Source organism: Pseudomonas cerasi, from assembly GCF_027983475.1.
GTDB lineage: Bacteria > Pseudomonadota > Gammaproteobacteria > Pseudomonadales > Pseudomonadaceae > Aquipseudomonas > Aquipseudomonas cerasi.
This window is the reverse complement of sequence record NZ_JAQJVM010000004.1, coordinates 145799-159839: the sequence shown is the minus strand read 5'-3', so window position 1 is coordinate 159839 and position 14041 is coordinate 145799. Positions and strand designations below refer to the sequence as shown.

The following is a 14041-nucleotide window of genomic DNA, read 5'->3' as shown; positions in this document are numbered from 1 at the left end:
ATCTAAACCCCGCCAAACAACCCATGCGGATCAATCACAAACTTCTTCGGCACGCCCGAATCAAACTCGCCATAACCCCGCGGAGCCTCATCCAGACTGATCACCTCGACACCCACTATGTCGGCGATCTTGATGCGGTCCCACATGATCGCCTGCATCAGCTGGCGGTTGTATTTCATGACCGGGGTCTGGCCGGTGTGGAAGCTGTGTGATTTGGCCCAGCCCAGGCCGAAGCGAATGCTCAGGCTGCCCATTTTTGCGGCAGCGTCCACGGCTCCCGGGTCTTCGGTGACGTACAGGCCGGGGATGCCGATCTTGCCTGCGACGCGCACCACGCCCATCAACGAGTTGAGAACGGTGGCGGGTGCTTCGGCCTGAGCGCCAGCATGGCCGTGACCGCGTGCTTCGAAGCCTACGGCGTCGATGGCGCAATCCACTTCAGGCTCGCCGAGCAGGGCAGCGATCTGCTCGTGCAAAGGGGTGTCCTGGGACAGGTTGGCAATTTCGAAGCCCTGAGCCTTGGCATGAACCAGACGCGTCGGGTTGACGTCGCCGACGATCACCACGGCCGCGCCCAGCAAGCGTGCTGACGCCGCCGCAGCCAGGCCGACCGGGCCGGCGCCTGCAACATAAACCGTACTGCCAGGGCCAACCCCGGCAGTCACTGCGCCGTGGTAGCCGGTGGGCAGGATGTCGGACAGGCAGGTCAGGTCGCGGATTTTCTCCATCGCCGCGTCGCGGTCCGGGAGTTTGAGCAGGTTGAAGTCCGCGTAAGGCACCAGCACGTATTCAGCCTGACCGCCGACCCAGTCGCCCATGTCGACGTAGCCGTATGCACCGCCGGGGCGGGCCGGGTTGACCGTCAGGCAGACGCCGGTGTTCTGTTCCTTACAACTGCGGCAGCGGCCGCACGCCACGTTGAATGGCACAGAAACCAGATCACCGACTTTCAGATGCTCCACGTCGCGACCGGCTTCCAGCACCTCTCCGGTGATTTCATGACCGAGCACCAGCCCGGTCTGCGCCGTGGTACGGCCGCGTACCATGTGCTGGTCCGAGCCGCAGATATTGGTGGAGACCACGCGCAGGATCACGCCGTGTTCGATGCGCTTGCCGCGTGGGTCTTCCATTTTCGGGAAAGGAATTGATTGCACTTCGACCTTGCCAGCGCCGAGATACACTACACCGCGATTACCAGACATACATGTCACCTCGCTTTTATTGTGGTGGAGCAGAGAGAAGCCGTTGCAGCTATAAAACCACCGTCCTGTTGGCGTTGAGAAACACCCGCCGTTCGATGTGATAACCGACCGCACGGGCCAGTGTCAGTCCTTCGATGTCCCGACCCTTGGCGATCAGGTCTTCGGGATAGTGGCTGTGATCGACCACTTCCACGCCCTGGGCAATGATCGGACCTTCGTCCAGATCGTTGTTGATGTAATGCGCCGTGGCTCCGACCAGTTTTACCCCCTTGTTGTAAGCCTGATGGTAGGGCTTGGCGCCTTTGAAACCGGGCAGCAACGAGTGGTGGATATTGATCGCCTTGCCGTCCAGCTTGCGACACAGGTCCGGAGACAGGACCTGCATGTAGCGGGCAAGAATCACCAGTTCTGCACCAGACTCTTCAATGACCTGCCAGACTTTGGCTTCCTGCGCGGGCTTGTCGTTCGGGTCCAGTGGGAAATGGTAGTACGGAATGCCGTGCCAGCCAGCCAATGGCTCAAGATCAGGGTGATTGGACACCACCGCGACCACGTCCATGGACAGTTGATTGATACGCTGGCGGTAGAGCAGGTCATTGAGGCAGTGATCGGCTTTCGAGACCATGATCACCACTTTTGGCCGGTAGTTGGGCGCCGTGAGTTCGAAGATCATGCCGAACGTTTCACCGCGCTCGCTCAGCCCGGCCCTGAACGCCTGCTCGTCGAAAGCCTCGGGCTGACGAAATTCCACACGGATGAAGAAGCGTCCCGAGAGACGGTCATCGAAGGAGTGATGTTCTGTGACGTAGCAACCCTGCTCGAACAGAAAGCGCGTCACTGCGTCTACCGTACCCAGCATGCTGGGGCAGTCGGCGGTCAAAATCCATGTATCGGGCGCGCGGCTCATTGAATCAATGCTCCAGAGTATTTGTTATCCGCAAATATGACTGACAGTGCCAGCCTGTAGGCTTGGGCAGGACGCAGAGCGTCCGGAACTGCGTTCCCACGCGGAGCGTGGGAACGATAATCCAAGAGTCTTCATTGAGACCGACGCTACGGTTTCAGCCCCGGTTCCCGGCGCTTCACGCCTGAATGCTCAGCCCGTACTCGGCACTCGCATCCTGCAACCACAGCCACCAGTAATCCGAGAAGCTGCGGCGGACCAGCAGCTCCCAGGTGTCTTCACCGGTCCGGCGGATCACCAGTTGCGACTTGGCGAACACGGTGCCGACTGCCTTGCCCACCGGGAAGTTGTCCGGGTGCACGTCGTAGCTGGTGGACTTCATCAGTACCTGGCGCACCTTCGGGCCGCTCAGTTCGAGAATCGATTGCCCGCCGCTGACATTGACGATAGCGATGTGTTGCCCGCTCAGTTCGTCACGCAACTTCTGTTCTGCCGCGAACTCGTCGCCGCTCGGCACGATCAGCAGCCACTCATCCGGGCCAAGCCATTGCAGCGAGCTTTCGCCACTGATGACCAGCATCAGTGCGGCGGGCAGCTCCATGCCCAGCGCCTTGTGTACGCCTGCGGCGAAGGCCGGATCGTGGGCATTGCCACGAATCGTCAGATGGCCCAGCAGCTTTTTCTCGCGCAGGAAAACCCCCGGGCTGGCGCGCCCCTTGCCAATCAGGCTGTCGAGGTTTGCGTGGAACAGCGGCGACTCGGCTTTGACGTCGGTGGTCGGGCGCTGCTGGTAAACGTTGGCTGTGCTCATGATTCACCTGCTTGAATTCTGTGTGCTGCGGATGATCGGCTCACCGCGGACTACTCGACGTTCTGCCGCTCGCCCTTCGGATCGAAGAACACCGAAGAAACGATCTCGGCTTCGATCACGCTGCCATCGGCCAGAGGCGCGAAGACCCGCTCTCCCATGCGCGCCAGACCGCCTTTGACCACGCCCATCGCGAACGAATAGCCCAGCGAGTTGTGCGCGTAACTGGAGGTCACGTGGCCGACCATGCTCATCGGGATCGTCTGTTTGGTGTCGAACACCAGTTGCGCACCTTCCGGCAACCATTTGGCAGGGTCCACCGGCTTGAGGCCGACCAGTTGCTTGCGCTGTTCACGCACGCAGTCTTCGCGATTCATGCCGCGCCAGCCGATCCAGGAGAACGGCTTGGTACGACCGACACACCAACCCATGTTCAGGTCGTCGGGCGTCATCGAGCCGTCGGTGTCCTGACCGACGATGATGAAACCTTTCTCTGCGCGCAGTACGTGCATGGTCTCGGTGCCGTAAGGCGTCAGGTTGTACTGCTTGCCTGCCTCGGCGATCTTTTCCAGAACGCCCATGGCGTAGTCGGCCTGAATGTTGACCTCGTAGGACAGCTCACCGGTAAACGAGATACGGAATACGCGAGCTGGCACACCGGCGACCAGACCTTCCTTCCAGGTCATGAACGGGAAGGCTTCACGGCCCAGATCGATATCGGTGACTTCGCTGAGCAGCTTGCGGCTGTTGGGGCCGGACAGCGTCAGGGTCGCCCAGTGATCGGTCACTGAGGTGAAATACACCTTCAGGTCCGGCCATTCGGTCTGCTGATAGATTTCCAGCCATTGCAAAACGCGTGCAGCGCCGCCTGTGGTGGTGGTCATCAGGAAGTGGTTGTCGGCAAGGCAGGCAGTCACGCCGTCATCGAAGACCATGCCGTCTTCCTTGCACATCAGACCGTAGCGGGCCTTGCCCACGTCCAGTTTGGTCCACGCGTTGGTGTAGATGCGGTTGAGGAATTCGCGGGCATCCGGGCCTTGAATGTCGATCTTGCCCAGCGTCGAAGCGTCCAGCAGACCCACGCTGTCGCGCACAGCCTTGCATTCGCGAGCGACGGCTGCGGGCAGGTCTTCACCGTTTTTCGGAAAGTACCACGGCCGTTTCCACTGGCCGACGTCTTCGAATTCGGCACCGTTTTTGACATGCCAGGCGTGCAGCGCAGTGAAACGCACGGGTTCGAAGATGTGTTTGCAATGACGCCCGGCTATCGCGCCGAACGTGACCGGCGTGTAGTTGGGGCGGAACATCGTGGTGCCCATTTCCGGGATCGACACGTTCAGTGAACGGGCGGCGATGGCCAGACCGTTGACGTTGCCCAGCTTGCCCTGATCGGTACCGAAACCCAGCGCGGTGTAGCGTTTTACGTGCTCGACCGACTCGAAACCTTCACGGGTCGCCAGCTCGATGGCCGCTGCGGTCACGTCGTTCTGCAGGTCGACGAATTGCTTGGGTGCCCGAGCGGTGCCTTTCTCGTGCGGCACCTGAAACAGCGCCAGCGTCGGCTCTTCCGCACGGCTGAGGGCTTTGGGCATCACGCCTTCGACCACCTTGAAGCCCGCTTCACTGGCAGCGCGCACGCCGCCTTCGAAACCATCGGCCAGGCTGTCTGCAAGACTGTAGACGCCGTTGACGCCGCCTACGCAAATACGTTTCTGCGGTGCTTCGCCCGGCACAAACCCGAGGATGTCCTCACGCCATACCGGCTTGCCACCCAAGTGCGAGGCCAAGTGCACAATCGGGCTGTAGCCGCCGGAACTGGCCACCAGATCGCACTCAAGCCATTCGCCGGGGCTGGTGACGGTGTGCGCCTTGACGTCGATGGCGGCGACGCGGGCAGCTGTAACACGTTTGCTGCCACGCGCTTCAATCACTGCGCTGCCGGTCAGGATGCGAATGCCTTTGGCGCGGGCCTCCTCAACCAGCGGGCCGCGCGGGTTGTGCCGCGCATCGGCAATCGCAACCACTTGCAGGCTGGCGTCGAGCCAGTCCAGCGCAACGCGGTAGGCATGGTCGTTGTTGGTGGACAGCACCAGTTTTTTTCCCGGCGCTACGCCGTAACGCCGGACATAGGTCGAAACGGCGCCGGCCAGCATGTTGCCCGGCACATCGTTGTTACCGTAAACCAGCGGGCGCTCGTGAGTACCGGCAGCCAGCACCACACGCGTGGCGCGTACCCGGTGCATACGTTGGCGAACCATGCCGATGGGCGCGCGATCACCGAGGTGATCGGTCAGACGTTCGTGAATGGTCAGGAAATTGTGATCGTGGTAGCCGTTGACCGTGGCGCGCGGCAGCAATGTCACGTTGCGCAGGCTTTTCAGCTCGGCGACCACCGTAGCCACCCATTCAGCAGCGGGTTTGCCATCGAGACTTTCACGGCTGTCGAGCAGGCTGCCGCCGAACTCTTCCTGTTCATCCGCCACGATCACCCGGGCACCACTGCGGCCCGCAGCCAGCGCGGCGGCCAGACCGGCAGGGCCTGCGCCGACGATAAGCACGTCACAGTGCTGGTTCATCGCGTCGTAGCTGTCCGGATCGTTCTCGGTCGGCGAGCGCCCCAAACCCGCTGCCTTGCGGATGTACTTCTCGTAAGTCATCCAGAACGATTGCGGGTACATGAAGGTTTTGTAGTAGAAGCCCGGTGGCATCAGCTTGCCGCCGACCTTGCCCAGAATGCCCATGACGTCGGTGTTAACGCTTGGCCAGCCGTTGGTGCTGGTGGCTACCAGCCCCGAGTACAGCGCTTGCTGGGTGGCACGCACGTTGGGGATTTGCGTCGCTTCGGTCGCGCCGATCTGCAACACGGCGTTTGGCTCTTCCGAACCCGCTGCGAAGATGCCGCGCGGGCGGGAGTATTTGAAGCTGCGGCCGATGATATCGACGCCATTGGCCAGCAGGGCAGAGGCCAGCGAGTCGCCTTCAAAGCCCTGATAGGTCTGGCCGTTGAAGGTGAAGTTGAGCACCTTGCTGCGATTGATACGGCCGCCGTTGGGCAGGCGCTGGGTCTGGCTCATACCTTGTCTCCCTGATCCGTGAACTGCGGTTTCGTACCAATCGGATAGGTTTCGAGAATCTCGTAGGTCACGGTATTGCGCGTCATGTTGAAGTACTGGCGGCAACCGGCAGCGTGTATCCACAGCTCGTGGTGCAGGCCGCGCGGGTTATCGCGAAAGAACATGTAGTCGCCCCATTGCTCATCGGTGCAGGCAGCGGGGTCCAGCGGGCGCGGAATGTGTGCCTGGCCGGACGGATGGAATTCCTCTTCGGAGCGCAGTTCGCCACAGTGAGGACAGAAGATATGCAGCATGGTCGGGTTCTCCTGTTAGTGGGCTACGGCTGCAGCGCCGTGTTCGTCGATGAGCGCGCCGTTGTGGAAACGGTCGATGGAGAACGGTTTGGCCAGCGGGTGCATCTCGCCTTTGGCCAGACTGGCGGCAAACACGTTGCCCGAGCCCGGCGTGGCCTTGAAGCCGCCTGTGCCCCAGCCGCAGTTGAAGAACATGTTCGGAACCGGCGTTTTGGAAATGATCGGGCAGGCGTCCGGTGTGGTGTCAACGATGCCGCCCCACTGGCGGTTCATGCGCACACGCGACAGCACCGGAAACATCTCGACGATGGCCTGAATAGTGTGTTCGATCACCGGGTATGAGCCACGCTGGCCGTAGCCAACCCAGCTGTCGATACCGGCACCGATCACCAGGTCGCCCTTGTCGGACTGACTGATGTAGCCGTGCACGGCGTTGGACATGATGACGCTGTCGATAATCGGCTTGATCGGCTCGGAGACCAGTGCCTGCAAAGGGTGTGACTCGATCGGCAGACGAAAGCCTGCCAGTTTGGCCATGTGCCCGGAGTTACCGGCGGTTACCACGCCGACGCGTTTGGCACCGATGAAACCCTTGTTGGTTTCGACGCCAATGCACACGCCGTTTTCCTTGCGAAAGCCGATGACTTCGGTCTGCTGAATCAGGTCAACGCCCAGCGCGTCGGCCGCACGGGCGAAGCCCCAGGCCACCGCATCGTGACGGGCGACGCCACCACGGCGCTGAACCGTTGCGCCAATGATCGGATAGCGGGTGTTTTTCGAGCAGTCCAGGTACGGGATTTCCTCGGCGACCTGCTGGCCGTTGAGTAATTCGCCGTCCACGCCGTTAAGCCGGTTGGCGCTGACGCGGCGCTCGGAGTCGCGCATGTCCTGCAGGGTGTGGCACAGGTTGTAGACGCCGCGCTGGGAGAACATGACGTTGTAGTTCAGGTCCTGGGACAGGCCTTCCCACAATTTCATCGCATGTTCATACAGGTGGGCAGACTCGTCCCACAGGTAATTGGAGCGCACGATGGTCGTGTTGCGAGCCGTGTTGCCGCCGCCCAGCCAGCCTTTCTCGACCACGGCCACGTTGGTGATGCCGTGCTCCTTGGCCAGATAGTAGGCCGTCGCCAGACCGTGCCCGCCGCCGCCGACAATGACCACGTCGTAGACCTTTTTCGGGGTCGGCGTGCGCCACATGCGCTGCCAGTTTTCATGGTGGCTGAGGGAATGCTTGAGAAGGCCGAAGCCTGAGTAATGCTGCATGTGAGGCTACTCCTGACTCAGCGATAAACCGGAAAATCGGCGCACAGGGCGGCGACCTGGCTGGCGACGTCAGCCTCGACATCGGCATCACCGAGGTTGTCGAGGATGTCGCAGATCCAGCCTGCCAGCTCGATGCACTGGGTCACCTTGAAGCCGCGTGTGGTCACGGCCGGTGTACCGATGCGCAGGCCGGACGTCACGAACGGCGACTGCGGGTCGTTGGGCACCGAGTTCTTGTTGACGGTAATGTGCGCACGCCCCAGCGCCGCATCTGCGTCCTTGCCGGTCAGGCCTTGACGGATCAGGCTGACCAGAAACAGATGGTTGTCGGTGCCGCCGGAGACCACATCGAAGCCCCGATCGATGAACACCTGCGCCATCGCTTGTGCGTTGTCGATGACCTGCTGTTGATACGCCTTGAAGGCGGGCTCCATGGCTTCCTTGAAACATACCGCCTTGGCGGCAATGACGTGCATCAGCGGGCCGCCCTGGCCACCGGGGAAGACGGCGGAATTGAATTTCTTTTCCAGCTCCTCGTTGGCCCTGGCCAGGATCAGGCCGCCGCGTGGGCCGCGCAGGGTCTTGTGGGTCGTGGTGGTGACCACGTCTGCGTAGGGCAACGGATTCGGATAAAGACCGGCGGCAACCAGACCGGCAACGTGCGCCATGTCGACGAACAGGTAGGCGCCCACCTTGTCGGCGATTGCGCGGAAGCGCGGGAAGTCCAGGGTCTTGGAGTAGGCCGAAAAGCCGGCAATGATCATTTTCGGCTGGCATTCGACGGCAATACGCTCGACTTCGTCGTAATCGATCAGCCCGGTCGCGGTGTCGATGCCGTACTGCACGGCGTTATAGAGTTTGCCCGAGAAGCTGACCTTGGCGCCGTGGGTCAGGTGACCGCCGTGCGCCAGGCTCATGCCCAACACGGTATCGCCGGCCTGGAGCAGCGCCAGATAGACCGCTGCGTTGGCCTGACTGCCGGAGTGCGGCTGAACGTTGGCGTAGTCGGCACCAAACAGTTGTTTGGCGCGTTCGATGGCCAGTTGCTCGACCTTGTCGACGTGCTCGCAACCGCCGTAGTAACGCTTGCCGGGATAGCCCTCTGCGTACTTGTTGGTCAGGCCGCTGCCCTGCGCCTGCATCACGCGTTTGCTGGTGTAGTTCTCCGAGGCGATCAGCTCGATATGGTCTTCCTGACGCTGCTCCTCGGCGTTCATCGCCGACAGCAGTGCATCGTCATAACCCTGAATCTGGTCTTGCTTGCTGAACATCGCGGATCTCCCAGCGGCGGCGCGGCGCCTGACTTGTCGTTCGGGCTGACAGAGCCCTCTGAGAGCGATGGTAGGGCCGGACCGAAGACGCCAAATGCCTATGGACGCCACACAAAGGTGCGTTTACGACATGGCGGCGGAGGGAGCAGAAATAGCGGAAGGGAGTTACCCGTGACAACGCTGCAGACGAAAAAAGCCCGCTCCCGGCTGGATGAGTCCAGCGCGGTCGAGCGGGCTTGTCGGTTTCAGGCCTTGTCAGCCGTGGTTTTTGCCCAGCAATGCGTGATACAGCTCGGTATCACCCAGAATGCCGACCACTTTATTGCCGTCCTGCAGGACCAGCTTGTTGCCGGTCTGGTAGCGGATCTGCAGCGCGTCGCGCATGCCAATGTTGGAATGCACAAGCGTAGGGCGTCGATCCAGGGTGGCGACGTCCTGACCGGGGGTCCAGTTCTGCAGATCGAGGGCCGTGGCACCTTGCCGCGCGCCTTTGATCACGTTGCCTTCGGCCAGATCGAGCCATGAGTCGCCGCTCGGGTCCAGGCACACCGAACCGTTGACGTGGGTGCACTCGTCGACGGTGCGCATCAGACTGCGACCGCACAGCACGTTCAATGGGTTGGTATGTGCAACGAAGGTGCGCACGTATTCGTCTGCCGGATTGAGCACGATCTGCTCTGGCACGCTGTATTGCACGATGCGGCCGTCTTTCATGATGGCGATCCGGCTGCCGAGCTTCAGTGCTTCATCCAGATCGTGGCTGACGAACACAATGGTTTTGCTCAGCTTGGTTTGCAGGGCGAGCAGTTCGTCCTGCAACCCCTGGCGGATCAGCGGGTCGAGCGCCGAGAACGGCTCGTCCATCAGCAGGATGTCGGCATCCATCGCCAAGGCCCGCGCCAGGCCCACTCGCTGCTGCATGCCGCCAGACAGCTCGTCGGGCTTCTTGTTGCGCCACTGGGTCAGGCCCACCAGCTCGAGTTTTTCATCCACCAGCTTGCGCCGTTCCTTTTCGGGGCGACCCTGCATTTCGAGGCCAAAGCTGATGTTTTCGCGCACCGTGAGCCAGGGCATCAGGGCGAATTTCTGGAAGACCATGGCAATGCGCTTGGTGCGCATCATTTTCAGTTCGGCCGCGCTGCAGTTGGCGATGTTGATCTGTGAGCCTTCATGCTCGACGAACAGCGAGCCACGGCTGACGGTATTGAGACCGTTGATACAGCGCAACAGGCTGGATTTGCCGGAGCCCGACAGGCCCATCAGCACGCAGATTTCGCCCTTCTCGATATCCAGGCTGGCGTTCTCGACGCCGACGATCTGTCCGGTTTTCTTGAGGATCTGGTCACGCGTGAGGCCTTCGTCGAGCAGCTTGAGGGCTTCACGCGGGTCCTTGGAGAAGATGACGTCTACCTTGTCGAATTTGATGATACTCATGCGTCGGACCCTACCTTGGCTTCGGGTTGTTTGCAGATGCGGTCGAGCATGATGGCCAGCAATACGATTGCCAGACCGGCTTCGAAACCGAGCGCGATGTCGGCCGTGTTCAGCGCGTTGACCACTGGCTTGCCCAGGCCGTCGGCGCCGACCAGGGCCGCGATGACCACCATCGACAATGACAGCATGATGCATTGGGTAATCCCGGCTGCAATGCTGGGCATCGCGTAGGGCAGTTCAATGCGTGTCAGCAACTGGCGGCGTGACGAGCCGAAGGCCTTGCCGGCATCCAGCAACTCCTGAGGCACATCACGGATACCCAGGTAAGTCAGGCGAATCGGCGCGGCAATGGCGAAAACCACTGTCGAGATCAGACCGGGTACCACGCCCAGACCGAACAGCGTGAGTGTCGGAATCAGATAGACGAAGGTGGGCACGGTCTGCATCAGGTCGAGCAACGGCCGGATGATGGTGTAGAACAGCGGCTTGTGCGCGGCAATGATGCCCAGCGGCACGCCGATGACGACACACACCAGTGTGGCGAAGAGCACCTGTGCCAGGGTTTCCATGGTCTCCTGCCAGTAATGCAGGTTGAGGATCAGCAGAAACGAAAGGATGACGAAAACCGTCAGGCCCCACTTGCGCTGGATGAAGTGCGCGAGGGCGGCGATAAGGCCGATCAGTACGAATGGATTGAACCAGGTCAGCGCGAAAGTGAACCCGTGGATCATCATTTCCAGTGTCGAGGCTATCGCGTCGAAGTAATCGGCGCCGTTGGCCGTCAACCAATCGACAAATGCGGCGATGTACTCGCCCAGAGGGATTTTATGGTCAGTCAGCATGATTTCGGGTGTCCGCTTGCGGAAGGTGAAGAGGGCAGCAGGCGGGTCAGCCCCGCCTGCTGTCGGCTTACTGGGTCAACTTGGCTTTGGCTGCCTCCAGGCCTGGCTTGCCATCGACGGTGGTCACGCCTGCGAGCCAGGTGTCGAGTACTTGCGGGTTTTTCTTGATCCACGCCTTGGCGGCGGCATCAGGCTTCATTTTGTCGTCCAGCACATTGCCCATCAGGCTGCTTTCCATGTCCAGCGTGAAGGACAGATTCTTGAGCAGCTGACCTACGTTGCTGCACTCCTGACTGTAGCCTTTGCGGGTGTTGGTGTAGATGGTCGCCTGGCCATAGTTGGGGCCGAAGAAGTCATCACCGCCAGTCAGATATTTCATCTTGAAGCGAGTGTTCATCGGGTGCGGTTCCCAGCCGAGGAACACCACATCGTTCTTGCGTTTCACGGCGCGGTCGACCTGCGAAAGCATTGCGGCTTCGCTGGATTCAACAACCTTGAAGCCTGCATCTTTCAGGCCGAAGGCGTTCTTGTCGATCATGCTCTGGATCAGGCGATTGCCGTCGTTGCCAGGCTCGATCCCGTAGATCTTGCCGCCCAGTTCCTTCTTGAATTTGGCGATGTCGGCGAAGTCATGCAGGCCTTTGTTATAGAGCGCTTCCGGGACAGCCAGGGTGTACTTGGCGTTCTCCAGATTGGCACGCACGGTTTCGACGGTCCCTGCTTCGCGATAGGGCTTGATGTCGTTTTCCATGGTCGGCATCCAGTTGCCGAGGAACACGTCCATGTTCTTCCCGTCAGCCAGCGACTTGTAGGTCACCGGTACGGAAATCATGGTGGTCTTGGTCTTGTAACCCAGTGACTCGAGTACGGCGCTGGTTACCGCAGTAGTGACGGTAATGTCAGTCCAGCCTACGTCGGAGAAGTTGACCGTATGACAGGCCTCTGGCTCGGCTGCCTGAGCGAGCACCGGCATACAGAGCGTGGCGGCCAACAGCAACGATTTGGAACCTTTCATGGGTGGACTCCTGTGAGTTTCTTCTGGTCATCAGCAGGTGAACGCTGACGCGGCTTATGGGTTGGCGAGGCTTTTCGCGAAGCTCCATCACTGCGCCGGGCGATCGAGTCGGAACCGATCATGTAACAGGGAAAATCAAACGCCTACAGGGGGCGTCGTATCCAGTGCAGGAGGCGTCGTATCCAGTGCGCGCAAGGTCGCTTACAGATTCGTTGCATCGTACGCACGCCCGGTTGCAGTGTCGGAACTGCGAAAAAACGGCCAGTACGTTACACAGTCGCTGCGCAGTTCGGCAGCGGTCGGTTGGCAGGTCGGTGCCTGCGCGAACGCGGTCTTTTGGAGGGGGGTAACGCCGACAAGTTCATTATCGGGTCAGATCCGGCAGTGGTCATGCCCGGTCGCATGCCATTTTGGGCGGCTGCGCGCTTTTCGATCACGCGCCCTGCAGGCCGCCACTTTTTAGCGCGAACGCCTGCCCTCGGCAGGGTTTTATCGGGATGTGCCTTGAGTAGCACTTGGCGTGCGAAGGCCCCTTGGTCGTTTCCGCCAAGTGCTACCGAACTGCTCATCGAACTGCGCCTGCGGCGGCCTTGGCGTCGCTGACAGGTACGTGGGTCGCAGCCGGTTAGACGCTTCGCGACGTCGTTTTCAGGTGTTCTTGAATGAGCGATCAATTTCCGGCATGGGATTTGCGATGTCATCACCAGGCCCTGCAATGACGAGGGCTACAAGAAGAGCCTGTTCTGGGGCCAACCATTGCCATATGAGAGGAGATAGTGTGATGACATCGTTCAATCAAGGGACTCAACCCCAGAACCGCGCGCCACAGTCCATCGGCTTTCTGCTGCTGGATAACTTCACCCTGATCTCCCTCGCATCGGCGGTAGAACCCCTTCGCATGGCCAATCAGTTGTCGGGCCGCGAGCTGTATCGCTGGACCACGCTGAGTGTCGACGGCGGACAGGTCTGGGCCAGCGATGGTCTGCAGATCACGCCGGATGCGGCAATGCACAAGGCTCCTTTGCTCGACACGGTTATCGTCTGCGGCGGTGTCGGTATTCAACGCTCCGTCACGCGTGAACACGTCAGTTGGCTACAGAGCCAGGCACGTCAGTCGCGTCGTCTGGGCGCGGTGTGCACCGGCAGTTGGGCGCTGGCGTGCGCGGGCCTGCTGGATGGTTTCGAGTGCAGCGTGCATTGGGAATGTCTGGCTTCGATGCAGGAAGCCTTTCCACGGGTGTCGATGAGCACCCGGCTGTTCACGCTGGACCGCAACCGTTTCACCAGCTCGGGTGGCACCGCACCACTGGACATGATGCTGCACCTGATCAGTCGTGATCATGGGCGCGAGTTGTCGGCAGCCATTTCCGAGATGTTCGTCTACGAGCGCATTCGCAACGAACAGGACCATCAGCGCGTGCCGCTCAAGCACATGCTCGGTACCAATCAGCCGAAGCTGCAGGAAATCGTGGCGCTGATGGAAGCCAATCTCGAGGAGCCGATCGATCTTGACGAACTGGCTGTGTATGTCGCCGTTTCACGCAGGCAGCTGGAGCGGTTGTTCCAGAAATACCTGCATTGTTCGCCTTCGCGCTACTACCTGAAACTGCGCCTGATTCGCGCCCGACAACTGCTCAAGCAGACCCCGATGTCGATCATCGAAGTGGCGTCGGTGTGCGGCTTCGTGTCGACGCCGCACTTCTCCAAATGCTACCGCGAATACTTCGGCATCCCGCCGCGTGACGAGCGCGTAGGGTCCAACACCGCACAGCAGGTTGCCATGATGCCAATCCCGCAGGCCTTGGTGCTCGCCCCGTTGTCCGGGCCGATGTCGGCCTTGAGTCAGGCGCGTAATGAGTCGACGTTTGCGAGTGTGAGGCTTTAACCGCCCTGCTTCGCAAGAGGACGCAGAGCGTCCAGAAAGGCATGCGA

General features: G+C 60.7%; 11 protein-coding genes. 1 reads left to right on the top strand and 10 read right to left on the bottom strand.

Going from position 1 to position 14041, the window contains the following annotated elements:
* Nucleotides 1-2 precede the first annotated feature (2 nt).
* From fdhA to PI739_RS22405, 10 genes are all read right to left on the bottom strand, one after another.
* Nucleotides 3-1202 carry a formaldehyde dehydrogenase, glutathione-independent gene (fdhA, locus tag PI739_RS22450; protein ID WP_054081721.1) on the bottom strand — a complete coding sequence of 400 codons (1200 nt, stop codon included), beginning with the start codon at nucleotides 1200-1202 and terminating at the stop codon, nucleotides 3-5.
* Nucleotides 1203-1251: 49 nt separating this feature from the next.
* On the bottom strand, nucleotides 1252-2109 hold the full coding sequence (gene purU, locus PI739_RS22445) for a formyltetrahydrofolate deformylase (RefSeq protein ID WP_044309126.1): 858 nt from the start codon (nucleotides 2107-2109) through the stop codon (nucleotides 1252-1254).
* A 175-nt stretch (nucleotides 2110-2284) separates the two neighbouring features.
* Nucleotides 2285-2917 (bottom strand): sarcosine oxidase subunit gamma, encoded by a 633-nt coding sequence (locus PI739_RS22440; protein WP_044309127.1) that lies wholly within the window; start codon nucleotides 2915-2917, stop codon nucleotides 2285-2287.
* Between the two features lie 50 nt (nucleotides 2918-2967).
* Nucleotides 2968-5988, bottom strand: coding sequence for a sarcosine oxidase subunit alpha (locus PI739_RS22435; protein ID WP_054081720.1), 3021 nt, complete (start codon nucleotides 5986-5988; stop codon nucleotides 2968-2970).
* Nucleotides 5985-6281 carry a sarcosine oxidase subunit delta gene (locus PI739_RS22430; protein WP_054081719.1) on the bottom strand — a complete coding sequence of 99 codons (297 nt, stop codon included), beginning with the start codon at nucleotides 6279-6281 and terminating at the stop codon, nucleotides 5985-5987. The genes PI739_RS22435 and PI739_RS22430 overlap by 4 nt, the downstream gene beginning before the upstream one ends.
* A gap of 15 nt (nucleotides 6282-6296) precedes the next feature.
* Nucleotides 6297-7547 carry a sarcosine oxidase subunit beta family protein gene (locus PI739_RS22425; RefSeq protein ID WP_003411874.1) on the bottom strand — a complete coding sequence of 417 codons (1251 nt, stop codon included), beginning with the start codon at nucleotides 7545-7547 and terminating at the stop codon, nucleotides 6297-6299.
* A 17-nt stretch (nucleotides 7548-7564) separates the two neighbouring features.
* Nucleotides 7565-8818, bottom strand: a complete 1254-nt coding sequence (glyA, locus tag PI739_RS22420; RefSeq protein ID WP_003432565.1) for a serine hydroxymethyltransferase — start codon at nucleotides 8816-8818, stop codon at nucleotides 7565-7567.
* A gap of 255 nt (nucleotides 8819-9073) precedes the next feature.
* Nucleotides 9074-10252, bottom strand: coding sequence for a choline ABC transporter ATP-binding protein (gene choV, locus PI739_RS22415; protein WP_003420013.1), 1179 nt, complete (start codon nucleotides 10250-10252; stop codon nucleotides 9074-9076).
* Complete coding sequence (choW, locus tag PI739_RS22410; RefSeq protein ID WP_170846044.1) at nucleotides 10249-11097, bottom strand: choline ABC transporter permease subunit; 849 nt, start codon at nucleotides 11095-11097, stop codon at nucleotides 10249-10251. The genes choV and choW overlap by 4 nt, the downstream gene beginning before the upstream one ends.
* A gap of 64 nt (nucleotides 11098-11161) precedes the next feature.
* Nucleotides 11162-12109, bottom strand: coding sequence for a choline ABC transporter substrate-binding protein (locus PI739_RS22405; protein ID WP_003432571.1), 948 nt, complete (start codon nucleotides 12107-12109; stop codon nucleotides 11162-11164).
* A gap of 781 nt (nucleotides 12110-12890) precedes the next feature.
* Here PI739_RS22405 and gbdR point away from each other — a divergent pair.
* Nucleotides 12891-13994, top strand: a complete 1104-nt coding sequence (gbdR, locus tag PI739_RS22400; protein ID WP_003432573.1) for a choline metabolism transcriptional regulator GbdR — start codon at nucleotides 12891-12893, stop codon at nucleotides 13992-13994.
* Nucleotides 13995-14041 lie beyond the last annotated feature (47 nt).

Excerpts from the sequence above, each read along its gene's own strand:
- glyA (WP_003432565.1), bottom strand. The coding sequence starts at position 8,818 with ATGTTCAGCAAGCAAGACCAGATTCAGGGTTATGACGATGCACTGCTG.
- PI739_RS22435 (WP_054081720.1), bottom strand. The coding sequence starts at position 5,988 with ATGAGCCAGACCCAGCGCCTGCCCAACGGCGGCCGTATCAATCGCAGC.
- purU (WP_044309126.1), bottom strand. The coding sequence starts at position 2,109 with ATGAGCCGCGCGCCCGATACATGGATTTTGACCGCCGACTGCCCCAGC.
- PI739_RS22425 (WP_003411874.1), bottom strand. The coding sequence starts at position 7,547 with ATGCAGCATTACTCAGGCTTCGGCCTTCTCAAGCATTCCCTCAGCCAC.
- PI739_RS22405 (WP_003432571.1), bottom strand. The coding sequence starts at position 12,109 with ATGAAAGGTTCCAAATCGTTGCTGTTGGCCGCCACGCTCTGTATGCCG.
- PI739_RS22440 (WP_044309127.1), bottom strand. The coding sequence starts at position 2,917 with ATGAGCACAGCCAACGTTTACCAGCAGCGCCCGACCACCGACGTCAAA.
- PI739_RS22430 (WP_054081719.1), bottom strand. The coding sequence starts at position 6,281 with ATGCTGCATATCTTCTGTCCTCACTGTGGCGAACTGCGCTCCGAAGAG.
- gbdR (WP_003432573.1), top strand. The coding sequence starts at position 12,891 with ATGACATCGTTCAATCAAGGGACTCAACCCCAGAACCGCGCGCCACAG.
- choV (WP_003420013.1), bottom strand. The coding sequence starts at position 10,252 with ATGAGTATCATCAAATTCGACAAGGTAGACGTCATCTTCTCCAAGGAC.
- fdhA (WP_054081721.1), bottom strand. The coding sequence starts at position 1,202 with ATGTCTGGTAATCGCGGTGTAGTGTATCTCGGCGCTGGCAAGGTCGAA.